The sequence below is a fragment of the Microcoleus sp. PH2017_09_SFU_O_A genome (assembly GCF_020738625.1).
Taxonomy (GTDB): Bacteria; Cyanobacteriota; Cyanobacteriia; order Cyanobacteriales; family Microcoleaceae; genus Microcoleus.
The window spans coordinates 1-21145 of the sequence record NZ_JAEQCF010000020.1 but is presented as its reverse complement, the minus strand read 5'-3'; the positions used below and the strand labels follow the sequence as shown (position 1 = coordinate 21145).

Below are 21145 nucleotides of genomic sequence, written 5' to 3'. Positions count from 1 at the left end.
GAGTTCAGAAAGAGCGATTCTTAAACCCATCTACCCACAACAACCCTCACCGTTCCATCCGCCAAAGTTTCCTCTTCTTCCACATTAAAACCCTCAGACTCCACCGCCGCCATCAAACTTTTGCGCGCGTATTTCTGACTGATTGAATTAACAAAATCCTGCTGGTTAATGCGAGCGCCCCAAAAATCCGCCACCAATTCATAATCCTCTCCGCTGCGCCGAAAACCCAAATCGTAACCGTTCGACTGCCGAATCACGTACTCGGCATTAGTTTTCTCGCCATGATAACCCCGCACCTGCACATTGCACTCTACTTGATAACCCAACTCTTCCAACACTTGATGCAGCAGTTCGCCGTTTTTGATCTGAACCTTGATCGTTGTGAAGTGTGACATATCACTTTCGGATTTTTGTGTGAAACGCTGATTTGATTATAATAACATAAATAGCAACAGTCAATAAGTTAGGACTTACGCTATTTAACCCGATATTTACGAAATATTGCGGGTTTTGCTTTTTTTGCGCCTGCAATTAAACCCGGTTTCTGGCAGCTTGGTACCCAGCGTCATGCCCTTGCCAAAATTTAAGTTTTAAATCGCTCTACCGATTGTCAACTTTCGTGTCTCGCCAGTTAATTACCAATTCCCCAATTTCCCAATCTAAAATCTAAAATCTAAAATCTAAAATGGTATGATTTCCGACAATTCTAACCAACCCAAAGAATATGATGCCGTCCTCGGCGGCCAAAGTCAAATCCCGATCGCCGCCGCCGTTTTGGGAGGCATCGCCGGAGTCAAGCAGCGCTTGCACAGTCCTAGTGTCGAGCCGCGCATGGCCGCCGTTAAAGATGCTCCTAAATACGGAGACGCCGGTTTGAATTTAGCAATTGCAGCCCTGCTAGATCCCGCACTCGAAGTGCAGCGAGTTGCTTATTCAGTTTTGCGACAACGGACAGAACCTTTTGTCCGCCAAGCTTTAACAGAATTCGTACCTTACCAGTTGTTTGACTGCATCCGCACTGTGAAAACTGGGACAAATGTAGCGATTAGTCCCGGAGGATCTCGCACGGCGAGTTTGCACGGCAAAATAATTAGAATTTGCGATTTAGAGACAGGAGAAATACTCTATACTGTAGACAAGTATCCCCGCGCTCAAGAAACTTTTGTTCTTTGCCAAGAAACCGAAGTTTTTGTCAGGAGCAGAAATCTTCCGAAACACCGCGCGATCGAAATTTGGCAGGGAGGAGAATTGCTGCATACTTCCCTCGGACACGAAGGGGAAATTACCGCAATTGTCATCAGTCCCGACAGTCGAGTTATCGCCACGGGTTCGGCAGATACTACAATCAAAATTTGGGATTTAGAGAGCGGAAAGTTAATTTGTACTTTTGGCAGTCATTTAACTTGGGGAGCTCATAAAGGAGGAATTGCGAGTTTGGCTTTTAGCCCGATCGCACCAACTCTCGCGCTAGCAGCAGTTCTGATGGTACCATTAAAATCTGGAACCTCGGCAGCCGAGAATGCTCCCAAACAATTAAAGGTTATGCCAATTGTCTAGCTTTCAGTCGAGACGGGCAGACTTTGGCTGCTGGCGGCTGGGACAGAAACATTCAACTGCGCCAGCTATCGCATCCGGATAGTCCAATAACTTTGGCAGGGCATTTTAACTCGATAAATGCGATCGTCTTTAGTCCCGACGGGCGCACTGTTGTCAGTGCTAGCGCCGATGGTAATCTCAAATCATGGAATGCCCGCACCGGCGAACAAATTCACACTCTCGGCGGACATCAAGCTTCTGTTACTTGTCTTACTTTTAGCAGCGATGGCGAAACTATTATCAGCGGCAGTTTAGACAAAACTATCAAATCTTGGGGAATTAATTGAAGGCAGAAGGAATAAGAAATAACGCAGAAGTCAGAAGGAAGGGCAATATCAAATCCGCCCTTCATCGTCCTGTATTCATCTCTCTTATCTCCCTCTGTGTTCTCTGTGTTCTCTGCGGTTAAATAATTCCGATGCAACCGGAAACGATATAACATCTCTGGGAACAGTAAAAACCGTTTGTTACTCTTCCCTGAGCGTCCCGGCACACCAAAGCTGATATACATATAGCGAGTGTCCCGCACACCAAAACACCGTGTAAAAGCAAAACACAGATGTGGCCCTTGGAAAAAGCAAGAGGAAATGACGAAGAGGGAAGGGGCAATCGACAATCGACGGCATGGGGCAAGTGCAATGCGAGAACTTCCTAACCGTCGGGCCCGGTGGTTATATTTCAAAATTCGCGATTTCCGATTCCTAGGTGCGTAAATATACGCAAGCAAATATAATAACTTTATAATTCTAGGTCTTGTGCAAGCCGAGGATTGCGAAACTTCTTTTTGCACTACTACACATACTTAGGGTAAAAGTATCGATTCGGAACCATTATTCAGCTTGTTGTCAATTTCTGAATAGTCGCCACACAACCGGGCAAGCCACGATTTATGAATCCTTGACACTAGCTTGAAATTATCGAATCTTCCTCAGATGAGTATCGCAACGAACTGTAATATTTGATTGAAAAAGTTTATGCTTAAAAGATAGGCAGGGGTTAAATATAACAGTGCTTCCCTGAGTAACCATGTCACACTGCAACCAATCCATCTATGCTTCCAGCAATGCCACAGAAATCTGCGGTACTACTGCCAGTTGGCAGGAAAAAGCCGATCGACTAACGGTAGAATTAGGCAACACGCGCGATCGGCTTCAGGCAGAAATCGATCGCCTGAAACAAGACAACCAAACCCTGCACGCCGCTGTCAGTTGTGCTCCAGTTTTCCTGTGGGCAACCGACAAAGACGGCAGGTTAACCCTTGCAGCAGGCAAAGGATTGGAAAATTTGGGGCTCGAACCGGCTGAGACCCTCGGGCAGTCGATTTTTGCAGTTTACAGCCAGCCAGATATCTTAGAAAATATTGCCCAGGTACTAGCGGGAAACGATCGCACTTGGAATGCCCAACAGGGGCATTTTATTCACGAAATTCGATCGGCACCGCTGCAAGACGCAAACGGCGAAGTTGTCGGGGCTGTCGGTGTTTCTACTGATATTACCGAGCGCGAGCGAGCCATGACAACTCTCTCTCTTTCAAATCAAGAATTAGAAGACAAACTTACTCTGCAAACGGCAGTCTCGAATGCAGCACTGGCCGAAAGCGAAAAAAAGTACCGCAACCTCGTAGAAACCTCCCAAGAGTTGATTTGGTCGATCGACATTCAAGGCATCTTGACTTTTGTCAATTCCGCCGCCAAAAGGATCTACGGTTACGAACCCCTAGAAATGATCGGTCGTCGCTTTGCAGATTTTTTGATTAAAGAAGAAAAAGCCAGACAAATAGAAATATTTGCCCAACTCTTAGCAAGAACCAGCCTTCAGCCACAAACCCCTAATTTGCCTTACGAAATAGTACACATCCGCAAAGACGGTACCGCCGTCCACCTGCGCGTCAACAGCATCGTCAACCAAGCTGAAAACGGCGCTATTTTAGGCCTGTGCGGAACGGCGACAGATATTAGCGATCGCAAGCGATCCGAAGAAGCACTCCAAGAAGCTACAGACCAACTTCGCGCCGTCTTGGATGCCGTGCCCGGACTGATTTCTTGGGTCAGTTCAGATTTGCGGTATATTGGAGTCAACCAGCACTTAGCAACCTCGTTCAAACGGTCTCCTGAAAGTTTTGTCGGGGAAGAAATCAACTTTCTCGACAAAGGCTCAACTTTTGGACAACTGATCCGAAACTTTTTTCACAGTTCATGTCAGCAAACCTCCCAAGAAATAGATATAGAAATTAACGGCTTAGCCTGCAATTATTTAATAGTAGCTCAAAAATATCATCAAGGAACCGCAGCAGTTTCCGTAGGAATAGACATTACCGAGCGCAAGCGCGCCGAAGCTCAAAAAAGCCAATTAATCGTTTCTTTGCAAGAGTCTGAATGCAAATTTCGGAGCCTTTACGAAGCCACCAGCGACGCAGTAATGCTGATCGAAGAAGACAATTTTTTTGACTGCAACCTCGCCACCCTAGCAATTTTTGGTTGCAGCAATCAAGAACAGTTTTACGGCAAGAAACCTAGCGAATTCTCCCCGGAATTTCAGCCTAACGGACAAGACTCGTGCAGTCTAGCAACACAAAAAATATCCGCAGCAATGCAAACAGGTAGCTGTCGCTTTGACTGGGTGCACAAACGGCTAGACGATTCAGAATTTCCCGCAGAAGTGCTGTTAAATGCAATGGAAATTAACGGTAGAAAAATAATTCAAGCAGTAGTGCGGGACATTACAGATCGCAAGCGCGACGAAGATCGCATCAAAGCATCCCTCGCAGAAAAAGAAGTCCTCCTCAAGGAAATTCACCATCGCGTCAAAAACAACCTTCAAGTTATTTCGAGTTTGCTCAAACTTCAGTCCCGCTACATCCAAGACAGTCGCGTTAGTGAAATGTTAAAAGAAAGTCAAAACCGAGTCAGATCGATGGCCATGGTGCACGAACAATTGTATCAATCCAAAGACTTGTCAAACATTGATTTTGCTGAATACATCCAAAATCTTGCCCACAATTTATTCCAAGCTTATGAAATTGATACAGAAGGCGTGAAGTTGCAAACAAATATTGCGCCGTGTTCTATGAATATTGATACGGCAGTTCCTTGCGGGTTAATTATCAACGAGCTTGTGACAAACTCGCTCAAGTATGCTTTTACAGGACAAACTCAAGGTAAAATAAAAATAGATTTTACTTTAGATAATAACCGGGTTTGCGTGCTAGCTGTGAGCGACAGTGGAATTGGTTTCCCTCCAGACTTAGATTATCGAAATGCCCGAACATTGGGTTTGCGACTGGTCGGGTCTTTGGTCAAGCAAATTCGGGGTAAAATAGAACTGTTAGAAACGGCAGGCACGAATTTTAAAATAACATTTTCCAAGCAAAATAGCACTTTAAGGAGACAACTTAATGTCAAATAAAAAAATTCTGATAGTTGAGGACGAAAGCATCATTGCGGAAGACATTTCCGACAGTTTAATATCTAGAGGGTATAGCATAACAGGTATTGTGTATTCCGGAGAAGAAGCGATTGAATCCGCAGCCGAATTCAGACCAGATTTAGTTTTGATGGATGTTAACCTCCAAGGAGAAATCGACGGAATTACAGCAGCAGAAGAAATTCGATCGCGCTTTCAGATTCCGGTAGTTTATTTGACAGCTTATGCGGACGAAAACACTTTACGGCGCGTCAATGCAACGAAACCTTTCGGCTATATTGTGAAACCATTTGAAGAAAAAAACTTGCACACAACTATTCAAATAGCTCTCCACCGACATCAGCATGACTGCTTGACAAACTTGCCAAATCGTTCGCTGTTACGAGAGCAGCTAAGTCTGCTATTAGACAAGCAAAAAGAATTGCCCGAAATGATTCCCGTTGTCATTCTTAGTTTAGATAGAATTAACCGAATTAACAGTACCTTGGGGCACGATATCGGCGACTACGTACTTTGCAAAGTTGCTGAGCGGTTGAGCAACTGCACGGAGAAGATTAATATTGTGGCTCGTTTGGAATCTGCCGAATTTGCAATTGTTCTCGAACCAGTTGCCGAAAAACAGGATGCTGCCAAGATTGCTCGAAACATTTTAGATATTGTAGCCCAAGCTATGATTGTCAAAGGCTCGGAACTCTATGTCACGGCAAGTATGGGCATTTCTTTGTCTCCTGGCGACGGCAACGATGGAGAAGAGCTGCTAAAAAATGCTTATACAGCTATGTACAATTCTCAGGAAAAAGGTGGCAACAAGTATCAGTTTTATACGGCAAAAGTTGCGAATAATTATATCAATAAATTTACTCAAGAGACTTGCCTGCGTAATGCTTTAAAACGCTCGGAATTTGAAGTTTACTATGAGCCACAAATAGAAATTAAAACCGGAAAAATTATTGGTGCTGAAGCTTTGGTGCGCTGGAACCATCCAAAAAGGGGCAGAGTTTCCCCTGCGGAATTTATTCCCATGGCTGAAGAGATGGGCTTGATTGCACCGCTGGGCGAATGGGTGTTAGAGACGGCTTGCAGGCAAACTAAAGCTTGGCAAACAGAGGGTTTGCCTCCGCTGCGGGTAGCAGTCAACGTATCAGCCCGCCAGTTCGATCGCAAAAATTTGACCGAGAGAGTCAGCCAGATATTAAGAGAAACTCATCTAGATCCTAAATGTCTGGAATTAGAATTGACGGAAGGTTTAGTTTTGCAAGATGAAGCGGCAGCAGCTCAAGCTTTTACTGTGTGGAGAGATATGGGGATTAGGATAGCAATTGATGATTTTGGCACGGGATATTCTTCTTTGAGTTATCCGAAACGCTTGCCGTTTGATGCGCTCAAAATTGATAAGAGTTTTATTCGCGATATTGCTGACGATCGCCAAAATGCTGCGATTACAATAGCGATTATTCAAATGGCGCACTCCATGAATATGACTGTGATTGCTGAGGGGGTAGAAAATCAGCGGGAACTTTCTTTTTTGTGTGCACACGATTGCGACGAAATTCAAGGTCATTTTTTCAGTCAGGCTTTGCCAAAGGCTGAGTTTGAAGTGCTGCTCAAAAGCGATAAGTGCTGGAATTTTTAGGCATTGGGAATTGGGCATGGGGCATGGGGGATTGTTCAACAGTTGACAGTTGACAGTTGACTGTTGACTGTTGACTGTTTGATAGCGATCTTTACCTTTAAGTCCGAGGATTGGAGTAATGAATAGTCTAATACCATTTTTATAAAATTGTGCAATACGCTTGACCCCCCCTAGCCCCCCCTTGTAAAGGGGGGGACAAGAATACTGTTGCTTTTTTTTAATTGGTATAATTTTAATTTCTCCCGATCGGGGTTGGGGCTTTCAACCAATTCTTTCTGGTAATTTTCCGCAATGACTAATGACTAATGACTAAGAGGGCGGGCACTCAAGGCCGGGCCCCTACCAACTGACAACTTACTAATTTAAAAGATTCGCCCAACCAGCCAATTTCCCAGCCACAACCCGAAACCAGAAGTAGCCACTAACAGGATAAATGTGTAAAGCCCGCCATTGCCGATCGACCTTTCCCCAGCTACCATCCGCGCCACAACTCCCGCAATAATCCCGATCGCAGCCCAAGCCCCATAAACAGCCTGAGAGCCCGCCACAGCCAAGGCTTGGGGTAGAGCCTCCGCACCCGGCCCAGCCAAAGCCCCCGCCCACGCACCAATCAAGAGCCCGATCGCACCTCCAAGCCCGACGGGCCCACCAGAATGTACGCCTAGTTCCGCCGCCAGCCCGCACATCAAGCCCACAATCCCCCAACAAACCGCCTCCACTAACACCTTCAGCCAATTACCGGAACCCGTTCCAGCCATCAATCCCACCACTGTCAGCACTCCCGCTGCTGCCAAAACTACAGCCACGGCCCGGGACTGGGCCTCTGAACTGGCGATCGCCCCCAAACCAGCCCCAACTAGCGCCCAAGCAGCCCCTGTTGCGATTCCTCCCGCCTGAAAACCGGCGATCGACCCCCCCACCGTCCCAGCCAAAACTAACGCCGCCAGCCACACTCTAGGCGTTGCCGAACCCTCCGCCAGCAAAATCGCGGCCCACAACCAATCCGCACCCCAGATTAAAGTCAACATCCACATTGGGGCGTCAAATTTCGTCAAAATGTAGCCTGTCACAGCGTAACTCCCAACTGCGATCGCCAACTGCCCCCAAGGGAAGATGGAATATTTTTGAGATAGCCGCGGTTGTGAGTATGGAGTCGGAAATTCTTTTTTCCGGTTCGGGGTAAGGTAGGCATATTTTTGAGATGGCCGCGCTTCCCTCGCCACGGTGGGCCCCGATGGCTTTTTCCCCCCCCACGTTTGGCGATTTTGAGTTGTAAATCGTTTCTTGTTTTTCGGGTTGTTTGGAGTGGAAATTTTGTGGGATGCGGCTTTTTTTTGCCGGCTTTGAGTGCGCTGGGAACCGGGCTTGCGGGCTGATTTTGCCGATCGCCTTCTCAGCGGCTTTTCGGGCGGCTTTTCTGGTGGTGATGGTTGCGGTGGCTGCTGAGATGGTTTGTCGATCGCCGGAGGTGGAGGCTGACTGAGAAATAACACCAACTCGTCGTAAGCTTGATTGATTTCTGTTAATCTTTGTTGGGCTTTTTGTTGCAGGCGATCGTTGTGTGCAAACCGATCGGGATGCCACACAAAGGCTAAATCCCTGTAAGCGCGCTTAATTTCTTCTGGGGAAGTTCCAGGCTCTATTTCGAGGATTTCGTAGCATCGATTAATGTCACCCATAAGCTTCGATCGGCTGGTGTTGTTCAACAGTTGACAGTTGACAGTTGACAGTTTGAGAGCTACCTCAACCGCTTAACTCCGAGGATTGGAGTAATGAATAGTCTGATTTTAATTTCTCCCTCAAAGCGAGAGACTTTCAATTAATTCTTTCTGGTAAATTTGCGATCGTACTTAACTACCAGCCGGGAAGTCTAAGGGTATATTCAGAGGGGGATGAATCTCAATTGCTGCGCGAAGTACCCCCGAATGAATTACCGCGCTTGATGAAAGGCTCGTCGGATGGAGGAACGGAAGCCGACAATTATTCTTGTACACCCCTTGATGAAGAGGAAATACTCTGATACTATATTAGTCAAGTGGGGGTGGAACTACCTCACTATAAAAAGCCTTTGAAAAAAAGGAAAAAGAAGCCTGCGGTCTAACTGTACCCAGTTGACCGCCAGGTTCGTTCACTATCTTCTACCATTCTCAGCCAAGCTGCACATTAAGCCGATCGAGCGATTTGAGATTTGAGATTTTGGATTTGAGATTTTAGATTTGGAAAGTAGTTATGATATAAGGGTTTCGAGCTTTTTTAACGTTGCGTTCGGTTTTAAAAAAGGTATGACAACTGGGTAGAATGGAAAAATAGTTTCGGGCGATCGCCATCTGTGTCAGTGTCGGAAAATCAACCTCCCACCTTCATCCTAGTTGACGGCCACTCCCTGGCCTTTCGTTCCTACTTCGCCTTTGCCAAAAGTCGAGACGGAGGCTTGCGAACTACCACAGGCATTCCCACCAGCGTCTGTTTTGGCTTTCTCAAGTCGCTGCTGGAAGTTATGGCCGCCCACGATCCCCAGTACATGGCGATCGCCTTTGACCTCGCCACGCCCACTTTTCGCCACGAAGCAGACGAAACCTACAAAGCCGGTCGTGCCGAAACCCCCGAAGATTTTATCCCCGATCTCAAAAACCTGCAAGAACTCCTGGGCTATCTCAATTTACCAGCAGTCACTGCTCCGGGCTACGAAGCCGACGATGTTTTGGGAACTTTGGCGAACAAAGCCAGCGCCGCGGGTTATGCGGTTAAAATCCTGACGGGCGATCGAGATTTGTTTCAATTAGTAGAAACCGAGAAACACATCAGCGTATTGTACTTGAGCACGGATGAACTCAGGCGATCGGGCAAAGGCAAATCCCAAGAATACGGCCCGGAAGCAGTCAAAGAAAAACTCGGAATTATACCAGCACAAGTAATAGATTACAAAGCCCTCTGCGGCGACAAATCCGACAACATTCCCGGAGTCAAAGGCATCGGCGACAAAACCGCCCTGCAATTATTGGAAGCTTACAATACCCTCGATGGCATCTATGCTGCGATCGACGACATTAAAGGCGCAACCAAGAAAAAGCTCGAAGAAGGCAAAGAAGCGGCCTATCATTCTCAGAAGATGGCGACAATTATTCAAGACGTTCCCCTAGAAATTAACTTAGAAGATTGCCAGCTCAAAGGTTTTGATGAAGCAGCCTTGATTCCGATGCTGGAAAAGTTGGAATTTAAAACATTTTTAACCAAAGTCAAACAAATTCAAAAGCGTTTTGGTGGTACAGAAGAGCCATTGACAGACAGTGGAACAGGCATCTTGCCTGTTGCTGAGAGTGGAACAGGCATCTTGCCTCCTGTTGCTGAGAGTGGAACAGGCATCTTGCCTGTTGCTGAGAGTGGAACAGGCATCTTGCCTGTTGCTGAGAGTGGAACAGGCATCTTGCCTGTTGCTTCGGGCGGGCAAGATGCCCACCCCACAATCAATTCATCTGAAGATGAAGCATTAGCTTTCTACAGTCTTAAAGAAACCCTAGCCGCTCAACAAGCAAACCAACTACCAATTAAACCGCGAATCATTCAAACAACCGAACAGTTAAACGAATTAGTCCAACTCCTACAAACCCACACCGATAAAGCCTCGCCCGTGGCGTGGGATACCGAAACCACCGCCTTAGAACCGCGAGATGCCGAATTAGTCGGAATTGGCTGCTGTTGGGGAACCGGAGAACAAGATTTAGCTTACATTCCCACGGGACACAAAACCGGCACAAACTTGGACAAAGCCACGGTTTTAAATGCTTTGCGTCCGATTTTGGAAAGCGAGAATTATCCCAAGGCGCTGCAAAATGCTAAATTCGATCGCCTAATATTGCGCTGTCAAGGAATCAAACTCGCCGCCGTCGTCTTCGACACCATGCTAGCCAGTTACGTACTCAACCCAGAAACCAGCCACAGTCTCAGCGAATTGTCAAAGAAATACTTAGTCGATTCAGAAGAAAATCACAGTGTCAGCGAACCATTAAGGGAATACTTACGCCATAATCCCAAAAGTTACAATCAATTAGTACCTAAAGGCAAAACAATTGCTGACATCAGCATTCCGAAAGTAGCTGGCTACTGCGGCATGGATGTTCACACTACATTTCAATTAGTAGGTAAACTTAGAGCCGAATTGGATAAAGCGGATAAAAATGCGCCATCTGAAAATTCTCTGCATCGATTGCTGCTGGAAGTAGAACAGCCCCTCGAACCTGTTTTAGCTGAAATGGAATACTGCGGAATTCGCATTGATTCAGCTTATCTCAATACCTTATCCCAAGAGCTAGAAATAAAATTAGCCAAACTCGAAGAAAATACCTATGAGGCTGCGGGAAGAAAGTTTAATTTAGGTTCACCGAAACAACTCAGCGAAATCTTGTTAGAAAAAATCCCCGAACAGTTTCAGAAAAAGTCTCGCAAAACCAAAACGGGATACTCTACAGACGCCGCTGTTTTGGATAAATTGCAAGGAGACCACCCGATTGTAGACGATTTATTAGAACACCGAACATTATCCAAATTAAAATCAACTTACGTCGATGCTTTGCCGCAGTTGGTGCGTGCAGATACCGGGCGAGTGCATACAGATTTCAACCAAGCTGCAACGGGTACGGGCCGACTTTCTTCTTCCAATCCCAATTTACAAAATATTCCGATCCGCACCGAGTTTTCGCGGCAAATTCGCAAGGCTTTCTTACCTGAGTCTGGTTGGCTGATGGTGTCGGCTGACTATTCTCAAATTGAACTGCGAATTTTGGCTCATTTGAGTCAAGAACCTGTGTTAATCGAAGCTTACAACAATAACCGAGATGTGCATACTCTGACGGCTCAACTGCTGTTTGAAAAGGAGGATGTCACGCCGGATGAACGGCGGTTTGGGAAAACGATTAATTTTGGGGTAATTTATGGTATGGGGGCGATCAAGTTTGGTCGTTCGATGGGCAAATCTTCAGCAGACGGTAAAAAGTTTATTGAACGATTCAACCAGCGTTACAGTAAAGTCTTTGAATTCTTGGAAAAAGTAAAAAAAGAGGCGATCGCCCTAGGCTACGTTACCACAATACTCGGCCGCCGCCGCTATCTCAACTTCGACAAAAATGGCAGCCTCCAGCGCTTAAAAGGCAGCAATCCCGAAGACATTCACTCCGAACAACTGGCGCGCTTAAGCAGAGATGACGCCCAATCTTTGCGCGCCGCAGCAAACGCTCCCATTCAAGGCTCAAGTGCTGATATCATTAAACTTGCCATGATTGAGGTAGACAAAATTTTGCAAAACTATCAGGCGCGGCTGCTGCTGCAAGTTCACGATGAATTAATATTTGAAGTACCTCCCGATGAATGGGAAGAATTGCAGCCCAAAATTAGAACGGCGATGGAAAGTGCTCTGCCGCTTAGCGTACCCCTGATAGTTGATATCCACGCGGGGCAAAATTGGATGGAAACTAAATAAAAAAAAGAAAACCATGACACAAAATAAAATCTCCCTTTCGCCTACAATCACCAGCTTGAGCGCAGTTGCTCTGCTTTTCCTACTCTCCGGCTGTCCGCAAAAGCTACCGCCCAACAATTATGCTGTCAAACGAGTCAGCGACGGCGATACTCTTGTCGCCAGCGATGCCGCCGGCAAAGATATTAAAGTGCGTTTTGCCTGCGTAGATGCACCAGAAATTGCTCACACTAACGCCGAAAAAAATAGCAAAAAAGCAGCATATAAAAATCAGTTTAAGTGGGGTAATCTAGCCGAGCAAAGAATGCAGCAACTCGTCAAAGAAGGGGGCGGTCGCGTCGTTTTGACAGTCACTGATACTGACCGCTATGGCCGTAAAGTTAGCGAAGTTCGCTTGCCAAATGGCACATTTGCTCAAGAAGTTTTGCTGCGCGAAGGATTAGCAATGGTTTACACTCCATACTTAAAAAACTGTCCGAGTGCAACTGTTGTGCAACAAGCGGAAGCCGAAGCCAAGAAAAATCGCCGCGGTATTTGGGGAGATTCTAAGTTTGTGCCAGCTTGGGATTTTCGGCACAGCGATAAATGAAGGAAGAAGGAAGAAGGAAGAAGGAAGAAGGAAGAAGGAAGTAAATGTAGGGTGCGTCGCCACGAACAACTCTCGTTGCTATTGAGAGATCTCATAGCGACGCACCCTACCACTTATAACTTCCACAAGTTTGTGGGATGGGCGTCCCGCCCGCCCTTTTTGGACGGGCGGGACGCCCATCCCACAATAATAATAATTAAAATTGTAAATTATTTAATTCGCTATCCTAAGGAAGTAAATATAGGGTGCGTCGCCACGAACAACTCTCGTTGCTATTGAGAGATCTCTGATAGCGACGCACCCTACCACTTATAACGGGGATAAATAACCCGGATTTGGTATTATAGGGTAAATGATGTACTCAATCAAACTTCAAAAGCTTAGCAATACAGGTTTCGGTGTACCCAAATTTTTTGAAAAAGGCGATCGCAAAAAAATCAACCTATGTGTATATTGACATCAGCAAAATTATGTTGTTGGTGTGGTATCTGCGAAGCTTTATCAGACATTTGAGAAACCAGGTTTCTAGACACCGATGCGGAGCATCCTAATTTAGTACAATACAACGAGGATGAGGTTCTGCTCGTAGTGTCCGCAATCTGTGGAATTTGGGCAATAGCTGATATCAAATCCGCCCTTCATCGTCCTGTATTCATCTCTCTTATCTCCCTCTGTGTTCTCTGTGTTCTCTGCGGTTAAATCATTCCGATGCAACCGGAAACGATATGACGGCAGATTCATCCAAGGTCAGACATGAGTTCGAGGGGAGCATCTCACTTTCGCAAAAAGCATTTTTTTTACAGTGCTGTCCTCGAAGAGCGTGCTTTACAAAGCTTTGCTGTGCTCCCGACAGCACTACAAATGCAAAACCCAGATGTACCCAGTTCGATCGCATTTTTAGGCGACTTTTTTTTGGGAAAAGTCAACAAATGTGATAGGCTCCAGATAAATCAATAGACTGCCACGAAAAGCGGTCTATTGCAATCACCCAGAAATTAGTTTGAGGGGACATCAATGAATATCAAACATCTGACTATCTCCGGGATTGCACTGCTGTTGGGTACTGCAATCGTAGGAAATGCTATTGCTCAAGAACTAACCAACGAGCAAAAAACTGTTACTTGTCGCTTGAAAACAGAAGTTGACCAGCGTTCAAGCAACGGTCAAAAATTGGTGTTTTGGCCATTGATAGGCACTGTTCGCAAACAAGTTTCATCTCCTTTTAGAGCAACGCTGCATCCAGATATTGAGTATGTTTTTGTAGCCACTTGCGACGGAAATTGCCAGGATTTAAACCTAACCCTCAAGGATGTCAACACTGGCCAAGAAATCGGTACGAGTCAAAAGACGGGCGAACTGGTATCAATCTCTTTTACTCCGCCATCCCAAGGGGAATATCAAATCACTGCCAAGCCTGGCGAATGTACGAAGGAAGAGGGTTGCAGTTTTGGTATGGGAATCTTCGTTCCTGCCTCTGCTACCGTACCTAATGCTTCAAAACTTCCTGCTGACTTAGCACAATTTCGACTTTGCCAGTAGAAGAATAGCGATAAGTTGGGGATCATCTCATTTTGGCAAAAAGCTTTTTTTGTTGTAGTGCGAGCTTAAGAGCTCGCTTGGTTTTAACAGCAAGCGAGCGGGGACAGCACTACAAACTCCAAACTGAGATGCTCCCATAAGTTGATAAGTTGTGAGTTGCGAGTAGAGTAGAGGCTTGAATCGCCAATCAAATTTATAACTCGCAACTTATCACTCGCTACTTATAGCGGTTCTCCTAAATATGAGTTATGCCAAATTCTGATACGATCGCCCTGAGAGCACACACGGAGAGCGTCTTTACCGGACAGAAGCCTCAGGCAGCCTATAGGAAAGGAACTATCGCTTACCTTTTTCCCCATTACCAATTACCTTTTTCTCAATTACCCTTTACCATAAGCGTGCCAGATCTATCTGAGAAAGGCTATATATAGCAACCGCCCGACGGTGAGGACGTTCCTAATGTCTTAAACCCTGGCTTTTATTGCTTCTTGCTTCTGCCTTCTTGCTTGTGCCATAATTTTTTAACCATAACTCCCCCAAACTGTAAAGCAGGTCGAGGTGTGGAACCCTGCAAAGACCCCATAACTGCCGAAAATTGGCCCTTTGCCAGAACTTTATTTACCCTCAGGCAGGCATCAATTAGAATAATAGATAATGCCCCTCAGGGTGACGAGTATATTGCCCATGTCTTCAACCTTAGCCTCGAACAATCAATCCCAGAACAATTCTCAAATAGGTTTTAAAAGTCTGTTGGGCCGCTTGGGTATCAGGCAAAAAATCGGGTGCGGATACGCCTTGGTCATTGGTATTGCCATTTTGGGCGCCGCCGGGGGACGGGGAGTAGAGTCATATCACAAACAGCAAGTGAGAGAAAAACTCGCGATCGACCGAGATAAAGCCGAAATCCTCACCAATCTGAATAATAGCGCCCAGGAAGTCAGAATTCACCAGCAATCACTGCTGAATCTGACGGGACAACCGCAAATTTTCGATCGCGAACGATCGGACTTTTTGACTCGCGTTGCTCAGATGAGCGGACAGCTAGAACAACTGCAAAGCCAATCGCCGTCGGCTTCTGCCGATGTTACAAAAGATTACCAAGAGATTCAAGAGTTCGCCAAAGCCCACAGCAAAACCGTAGAAGCTTACTTCCAACAAGTCCAGAAACTGCTGGGGAATGCCAAGTTATCTGGTTTGAATCCGCAGCAGCGGCAGGTATTCCAGCGGAATTTGAATAATTTTGCCACGGGGAACAACGCTTTTAAACTCGAACAGTTTTCGCAAGATTCAGCCAAACTGGCTGGCACTTTTCGAGACAAAGCAGACGAGGCATTTAGAACCTACGAGAAAGCTGAACAACTCGGAACTCTGATTCTGCTTGGTTCTCTGTTGGCATCAGCGATTATCGCCACCTTACTGGCAATATACACCAGCAGGGCGATCGCCCGACCACTACAAGCCGCCACCTTCATCGCTCAGCGAGTGTCAGAAGAATCGAACTTTGACCTGCAAGTACCCGTTACCACCTCCGACGAAGTAGGAATGCTGGCAATTTCGATCAACGAACTGATCCAAAGAGTCGCGGAATACACGGAAGACTTGCAAGAAGCAAAAATAGCAGCCGAAGCTGCCAACCGCTCGAAAAGTGCATTTCTCGCCAACATGAGCCACGAACTCCGCACCCCCCTAAACGCCATCATCAACTACAGCGAAATGCTGCAAGAAGATGCTCAAGATTCCGGCTCCGAAGACTTTCTCCCCGACTTAGAAAAAATTCAAACCGCAGGCAAACATTTGCTCGACATGATCAGCGATATCCTCGATATTTCTAAAATAGAAGCAGGTCATGTGACGCTTTATTTGGAACACTTCGATGTGGCGACGATGATTGAAGAAGTGATGACTACGGCTCAACCGCTAGTAGAGAAAAAAGGCAATGCTTTAAGGCTGCAAGCAAAAGGCGAACTCGGCATGATGTACGCCGACCAACCGAAAGTCCGGCAAATTCTCCTCAATTTGCTCAGCAATGCTGCCAAATTTACCGAAAAAGGCGTCATTACTATCGAGATAGAAAAAGTTAAAAATGAAAATCCAAAACCTAAGAAAAGGAATAAAAATAAAAATAATGCTGTTAATTCGGGTTCAAACTACAGTTCTCAATTTTTAATTTTTCGAGTCAGCGATACTGGGATTGGGATGACAGACGAACAATTAGAGCAGATATTTAAACCTTTTACTCAAGCTGATCCTTCGACTACTAAGAAGTACGGCGGGACGGGTTTGGGATTGACAATTAGCCAGCGTTTGTGTCAAATTTTGGGTGGCGAAATTAGCGTTGAAAGTGAGAACGGGAAAGGTTCAGTTTTTATTGTCAGTCTCCCGGAACGGGTGGTGATGCAGGCATGAAAACAGTTGACAGTTGGCAGTTGGCAGTTGGCAGTTGGCAGTTGGGGAGCATCTCACGCAAGGCGAATATATCCGTAGGGGCGAAGCATGACCGCAGAAAATATGGGATTATAACTAATAACTTATATGCGGTCATGCTTCTTCAGGCTTCAAAAACCAGATGCACCCGGCCGTAGGGTGCGTCGCCATCAACAATCCCTACAAAGATCAACAATCTCCGAGCGACGCACCTGACAAAATTAATCAGCAGTCATTAGTTGTTGTTATACACTGGAAAAATGGGCAAGTACAGAAACCGCCATATCGGGCGCGGACATCAATAGCTTGATGAATCGATCCCCGAACCCTATAGCATAAATGGAATAAGAATTAAATAACTTACAATTTTAATTATTGTGGGATGGGCGGGACGCCCGTTCTTTATAGACGGGCGTCCCGCCCATCCCACAAGCTTGTGTAAATTATTTAATTCGCGATCCTAAGTGTAATGAATCAGGCGCGAAGCTGATTTTGACACGGATACACGGATTAATTATTGAGTAATCCTAACATTTTCTTCACTTCGGCTAAAGGCATATAAGGCTGATTTGCATTTTCTTCTTTTGCCACCCTCAAATCAATCAAATCTTCTATATCAGCAATTAATTCTTGCAGTGCTTCAAATTTTTCATAAAGAATCACGGCAAATTCTTTTTTGCCGTTTTTGGTGATAAATTCAGGATGTAATGGAATCATCTATATTTCGTCTCGGCGTTGAAATGTAAATAGTTTTTATATATTTGAGGACTTGAGTCCTCTGATTTTAGGCGGACTAAAGTCCTCACTACAAACCTGCGGATTAAAGTCCTCACTACAAACCTGCGGACTAAAGTCCTCACTACAAATCTATGCTGAAACACAGGGCGGAAATACCTATCTCAATATACGGGAACACCGATCGCCCGATCGCCCTTAACTCTCTACAATGACAACTATACGGGCAATCGAGCCATTGCCTTGACAGCAGTCATGTTTTTGAATTCAGGGAATTAAAATTTATGCAACCAAATAATCCGAACCAATTTACAGAAAAAGCCTGGGAAGCCCTAGCCCGCACTCCAGAAGTGGTCAAAACAGCCCAGCAGCAGCAGCTAGAAAGCGAACACTTGATGAAGGCGTTGCTGGAACAAGAATCGGGACTCGCTAGCAGCTTGTTTAACAAGGCGAAAGTGTCTGTAGCAAAATTGCGCGATCGCACTGATGAGTTTATCAGCCGCCAGCCCAAAATCTCTGGAAGCGGCGGCAATGTTTATCTCGGCCGTTCCCTGGACAGCCTGCTAGACAGGGCTGAAGCTTATCGCAAAGAGTACGGTGATGAATTTATCTCGATCGAGCATTTGATCCTGGGTTACGTTAAGGACGATCGCTTTGGCAAAAATCTACTGCAAGAATTTAAACTAGATGAAGCCAAGCTTAAAGACATCATCGCCCAAGTCCGGGGGAACAACAAAGTGACAGACCAAAATCCAGAAGGCAAATATGAAGCGCTGGAAAAATACGGCCGAGATTTGACAGAAGCCGCGCGTCAAGGCAAACTCGATCCGGTAATCGGACGAGATGACGAAATCCGCCGCACGATTCAAATTTTGAGCCGCCGCACCAAGAACAACCCCGTACTGATTGGGGAACCGGGAGTTGGCAAAACTGCGATCGCCGAAGGACTCGCCCAACGAATTATTACCGGAGATGTGCCGCAATCTCTCAAAGACAGACAATTAATTAGCTTAGATATGGGCGCGTTAATTGCCGGTGCAAAATTCCGGGGAGAATTTGAAGAACGGTTGAAAGCCGTGCTCAAAGAAGTTATGGATAGCAACGGCAAAGTCATCCTATTTATAGATGAAATTCACACCGTTGTCGGCGCTGGCGCCAGCCAAGGATCGATGGATGCTGGCAATTTGCTCAAACCGATGTTGGCGAGGGGCGAATTGCGCTGTATCGGCGCTACAACTCTCGACGAATACCGCAAGTATCTCGAAAAAGATGCGGCCTTAGAACGCCGTTTTCAACAAGTTTATGTCGATCAGCCGACAGTTGAAGATACTATTTCGATTTTGCGGGGTTTGAAGGAACGGTACGAAGTTCATCACGGCGTTAAAATTTCCGACAATGCGTTAGTGGCGGCGGCTACTTTGTCAACTCGATATATTAGCGATCGCTTCCTTCCCGACAAAGCCATTGATTTAATGGACGAAGCGGCGGCTAAACTCAAAATGGAGATTACTTCCAAGCCGGAAGAACTAGACGAAATCGATCGCAAGGTTTTGCAGCTAGAAATGGAAAGACTGTCGCTGCAAAAAGAAAGCAATGCTGCATCGATCGACCGTTTAGAAAGACTGGAAAAAGACTTAGCAAATCTCAAGGAACAGCAAAGCGGTTTGAACGCACAATGGCAATCGGAAAAAAGTGTCATCGACAGCATTCAAAAGATTAAAGAACAGATTGATAAGGTTAATATTGAAATTCAACAAGCTGAGTTAAAATACGACCTTAACCGCGCTGCTGAGTTGAAATATAGCAAATTAACCGAGTTGCAAAAAAAACTGGAAGAAGCGGAAGCTAAACTGACAGCAAGTCAAATTACAGGTAAAACTCTGCTGCGGGAAGAAGTCACCGAATCTGATATTGCCGAGATTATTTCTAAGTGGACGGGAATTCCGATTAGCAAGTTAGTTGAATCGGAAATGCAGAAACTTTTGCACTTGGAAGATGAACTGCACAAGCGGGTAATTGGGCAGGATGAAGCGGTGACGGCGGTTGCAGATGCAATTCAACGATCGCGCGCGGGATTGTCCGATCCCAACCGCCCGGTGGCGAGTTTCATCTTCCTCGGCCCCACGGGCGTTGGTAAAACCGAGTTGGCGAAAGCATTAGCATCATACCTGTTTGACACCGAAGAGGCGATCGTCCGCATTGATATGTCGGAATACATGGAGAAACACGCAGTTTCGCGCTTAATTGGTGCGCCTCCGGGATACGTCGGCTACGACGAAGGTGGACAATTAACTGAGGCTGTGCGCCGCCGTCCGTATTCGGTAATTCTATTCGATGAAATCGAGAAAGCGCACCCGGATGTCTTCAATATCATGCTGCAAATTCTGGATGACGGCCGCGTTACGGATGCTCAAGGTCACACGGTTGACTTTAAGAATTCTGTGATTATTATGACATCGAATGTCGGCTCTCAATACATTTTAGATGTGGCGGGAGATGAGGAACAAATGCGGAGTCGGGTGATGGAGGCGATGCGGGCTACTTTCCGCCCGGAATTCTTGAACCGGATTGATGAGATGATTATCTTCCACGGTTTGAGTAAGGCCCAATTGCGGCAGATTGTGCTGTTGCAAGTTAAGCGGTTGGAAAAACGTTTAGCCGATCGCAAAATGTCTCTGAAATTGTCGGAATCTGCGATCGACTTCTTAGCCGAAATCGGTTACGATCCGGTGTACGGTGCGCGCCCATTGAAGCGTGGAATCCAGCGCGAATTGGAAACGCAAATGGCGAAGGGTATTTTGCGGGGAGATTTTGTTGACGGCGATACCATTTTTGTCGATATCGAGAATGAAAGGTTGGCGTTTAAGCGGCTACCGGCGCAGTTGGTGACTGCGAAATAATCTTAGTAGGGTGGGCTGCGGCTCACCTTATTTTTTTTGCCGCAGATGTAGGCTGATAGACGCGGATGGACGCGGATAGGATTGGGCGCGATCGCGCTTAAGTGCGATCGCTTCTAGATTCATCCTTTTTCAACTCTTGACGCTCTCGAACAGATTTAGTCAGCAGGTACGTTGCCAAACTGCTAACGCTTTTTATGGGCGGGCTAGAAGCCCACCCCACAAGAAATAATTTTTATTGTGGAACAGGCCGGAAAGCCTGTTGCGATGTGAGTTTAACCGCCACTAAAGCCATTCGTTGCACTCCTAAACATCTCAAAACAGTCCACCTTACGCTGTGGCGATCGCTTAAGTGCGATCGCTTCTAGATTCTTCCTTTTTCTGCTCTTGGCGATCTCTGACAGCTTTAGCTGCCACATGGGAAAGCAGGTTTGCGAGGGTTCTATCTTCTTCTTCAGCCCATTCGGACAGGGCTTGATGAACGTCTTCTGGCAATGTAACTGTAACTCGCATACGTGAAGGTATTGAAGGCATTGGCTGACATAGATTTACTGCAACTGTCTTCAATTTTACACTCTCACGTCATTATATATAGTTTTGTGTCACTTGATGTTAAAAACATCGAATTATGCTATAAGTGTATATAGGGTTAAGACCCTAAAACGTCAGAAGCCAGCCCCTTACTGTGGAAGGTTCCGGGCTGGCTCTGGCTCCAAAAATATCAATGGAGACGAGTTCTATGTTGACCAAAGAGCGAGACGCAAGCCCCTGGCTTTAGACATGGGGATAAGTCGGTAGCGGTTTCAACCGCCTTCTGTATTTAACAAAGCTTAATAAAG

At 46.0% G+C, this 21145-nt stretch carries 14 protein-coding genes; 9 read left to right on the top strand and 5 right to left on the bottom strand.

What is annotated here, in order from left to right; genetic code table 11:
• Window positions 1-20 precede the first annotated feature (20 nt).
• Window positions 21-395: a DUF1257 domain-containing protein gene (locus JGK16_RS10270; RefSeq protein ID WP_293177300.1), complete on the bottom strand. Its 375-nt coding sequence runs from the start codon at window positions 393-395 to the stop codon at window positions 21-23.
• A 295-nt stretch (window positions 396-690) separates the two neighbouring features.
• Between JGK16_RS10270 and JGK16_RS10265 the strand changes: the two genes are divergently transcribed.
• The 4 genes from JGK16_RS10265 to JGK16_RS10250 all read left to right on the top strand — a co-directional run bounded on the left by JGK16_RS10265 (window position 691) and on the right by JGK16_RS10250 (window position 6652).
• Window positions 691-1557, top strand: coding sequence for a hypothetical protein (locus JGK16_RS10265; protein WP_293190442.1), 867 nt, complete (start codon window positions 691-693; stop codon window positions 1555-1557).
• A gap of 23 nt (window positions 1558-1580) precedes the next feature.
• Window positions 1581-1883 (top strand): hypothetical protein, encoded by a 303-nt coding sequence (locus JGK16_RS10260; protein ID WP_293177306.1) that lies wholly within the window; start codon window positions 1581-1583, stop codon window positions 1881-1883.
• 739 nt (window positions 1884-2622) lie between these two features.
• A complete protein-coding gene (locus JGK16_RS10255) occupies window positions 2623-5001 on the top strand; it encodes a PAS domain S-box protein (protein WP_293177309.1) in 2379 nt (792 codons plus the stop codon).
• Complete coding sequence (locus JGK16_RS10250; RefSeq protein WP_293177312.1) at window positions 4991-6652, top strand: EAL domain-containing protein; 1662 nt, start codon at window positions 4991-4993, stop codon at window positions 6650-6652. Before JGK16_RS10255 ends, JGK16_RS10250 begins: the two co-directional genes overlap by 11 nt.
• Window positions 6653-7014: 362 nt before the next feature.
• Here the strand turns inward: JGK16_RS10250 and JGK16_RS10245 are convergent, their stop codons facing one another.
• Entirely contained in the window at window positions 7015-8331 is a 1317-nt protein-coding gene (locus JGK16_RS10245; protein ID WP_293190441.1) for a J domain-containing protein, read from the bottom strand.
• Between the two features lie 656 nt (window positions 8332-8987).
• On the opposite strand from JGK16_RS10245, the gene polA reads away from it, so the two are divergent.
• From polA to JGK16_RS10225, 4 genes are all read left to right on the top strand, one after another.
• Window positions 8988-12125 (top strand): DNA polymerase I, encoded by a 3138-nt coding sequence (gene polA / locus JGK16_RS10240; protein WP_293203034.1) that lies wholly within the window; start codon window positions 8988-8990, stop codon window positions 12123-12125.
• A 13-nt stretch (window positions 12126-12138) separates the two neighbouring features.
• The gene (locus JGK16_RS10235) at window positions 12139-12711 is read left to right on the top strand and encodes a thermonuclease family protein (protein ID WP_293190440.1); all 573 of its coding nucleotides are present in this window, start codon (window positions 12139-12141) and stop codon (window positions 12709-12711) included.
• Window positions 12712-13725: 1014 nt separating this feature from the next.
• On the top strand, window positions 13726-14250 hold the full coding sequence (locus tag JGK16_RS10230; protein WP_293190439.1) for a hypothetical protein: 525 nt from the start codon (window positions 13726-13728) through the stop codon (window positions 14248-14250).
• Window positions 14251-14934: 684 nt separating this feature from the next.
• On the top strand, window positions 14935-16656 hold the full coding sequence (locus JGK16_RS10225; protein WP_293177324.1) for an ATP-binding protein: 1722 nt from the start codon (window positions 14935-14937) through the stop codon (window positions 16654-16656).
• A gap of 528 nt (window positions 16657-17184) precedes the next feature.
• On the opposite strand, the gene JGK16_RS10220 is transcribed toward JGK16_RS10225, so the two are convergent.
• Window positions 17185-17391, bottom strand: coding sequence for a type II toxin-antitoxin system Phd/YefM family antitoxin (locus JGK16_RS10220; protein ID WP_293190438.1), 207 nt, complete (start codon window positions 17389-17391; stop codon window positions 17185-17187).
• Window positions 17392-17693: 302 nt separating this feature from the next.
• Between JGK16_RS10220 and clpB the strand changes: the two genes are divergently transcribed.
• Complete coding sequence (gene clpB / locus JGK16_RS10215; protein ID WP_293190437.1) at window positions 17694-20309, top strand: ATP-dependent chaperone ClpB; 2616 nt, start codon at window positions 17694-17696, stop codon at window positions 20307-20309.
• Window positions 20310-20406: 97 nt separating this feature from the next.
• Here the strand turns inward: clpB and JGK16_RS10210 are convergent, their stop codons facing one another.
• Together JGK16_RS10210 and JGK16_RS10205 are read right to left on the bottom strand one after the other, a co-directional pair.
• A complete protein-coding gene (locus JGK16_RS10210; RefSeq protein ID WP_293203031.1) occupies window positions 20407-20529 on the bottom strand; it encodes a hypothetical protein in 123 nt (40 codons plus the stop codon).
• A 125-nt stretch (window positions 20530-20654) separates the two neighbouring features.
• Entirely contained in the window at window positions 20655-20819 is a 165-nt protein-coding gene (locus JGK16_RS10205; protein WP_293177333.1) for a hypothetical protein, read from the bottom strand.
• Window positions 20820-21145: the final 326 nt, after the last annotated feature.

Coding starts and splice junctions, on each gene's coding strand:
- JGK16_RS10235 (WP_293190440.1), top strand. CDS start 12,139: ATGACACAAAATAAAATCTCCCTTTCGCCTACAATCACCAGCTTGAGC.
- JGK16_RS10225 (WP_293177324.1), top strand. CDS start 14,935: ATGTCTTCAACCTTAGCCTCGAACAATCAATCCCAGAACAATTCTCAA.
- JGK16_RS10220 (WP_293190438.1), bottom strand. CDS start 17,391: ATGATTCCATTACATCCTGAATTTATCACCAAAAACGGCAAAAAAGAA.
- JGK16_RS10265 (WP_293190442.1), top strand. CDS start 691: ATGATTTCCGACAATTCTAACCAACCCAAAGAATATGATGCCGTCCTC.
- JGK16_RS10205 (WP_293177333.1), bottom strand. CDS start 20,819: ATGCGAGTTACAGTTACATTGCCAGAAGACGTTCATCAAGCCCTGTCC.
- JGK16_RS10270 (WP_293177300.1), bottom strand. CDS start 395: ATGTCACACTTCACAACGATCAAGGTTCAGATCAAAAACGGCGAACTG.
- clpB (WP_293190437.1), top strand. CDS start 17,694: ATGCAACCAAATAATCCGAACCAATTTACAGAAAAAGCCTGGGAAGCC.
- JGK16_RS10250 (WP_293177312.1), top strand. CDS start 4,991: ATGTCAAATAAAAAAATTCTGATAGTTGAGGACGAAAGCATCATTGCG.
- JGK16_RS10230 (WP_293190439.1), top strand. CDS start 13,726: ATGAATATCAAACATCTGACTATCTCCGGGATTGCACTGCTGTTGGGT.
- JGK16_RS10255 (WP_293177309.1), top strand. CDS start 2,623: ATGTCACACTGCAACCAATCCATCTATGCTTCCAGCAATGCCACAGAA.
- JGK16_RS10245 (WP_293190441.1), bottom strand. CDS start 8,331: ATGGGTGACATTAATCGATGCTACGAAATCCTCGAAATAGAGCCTGGA.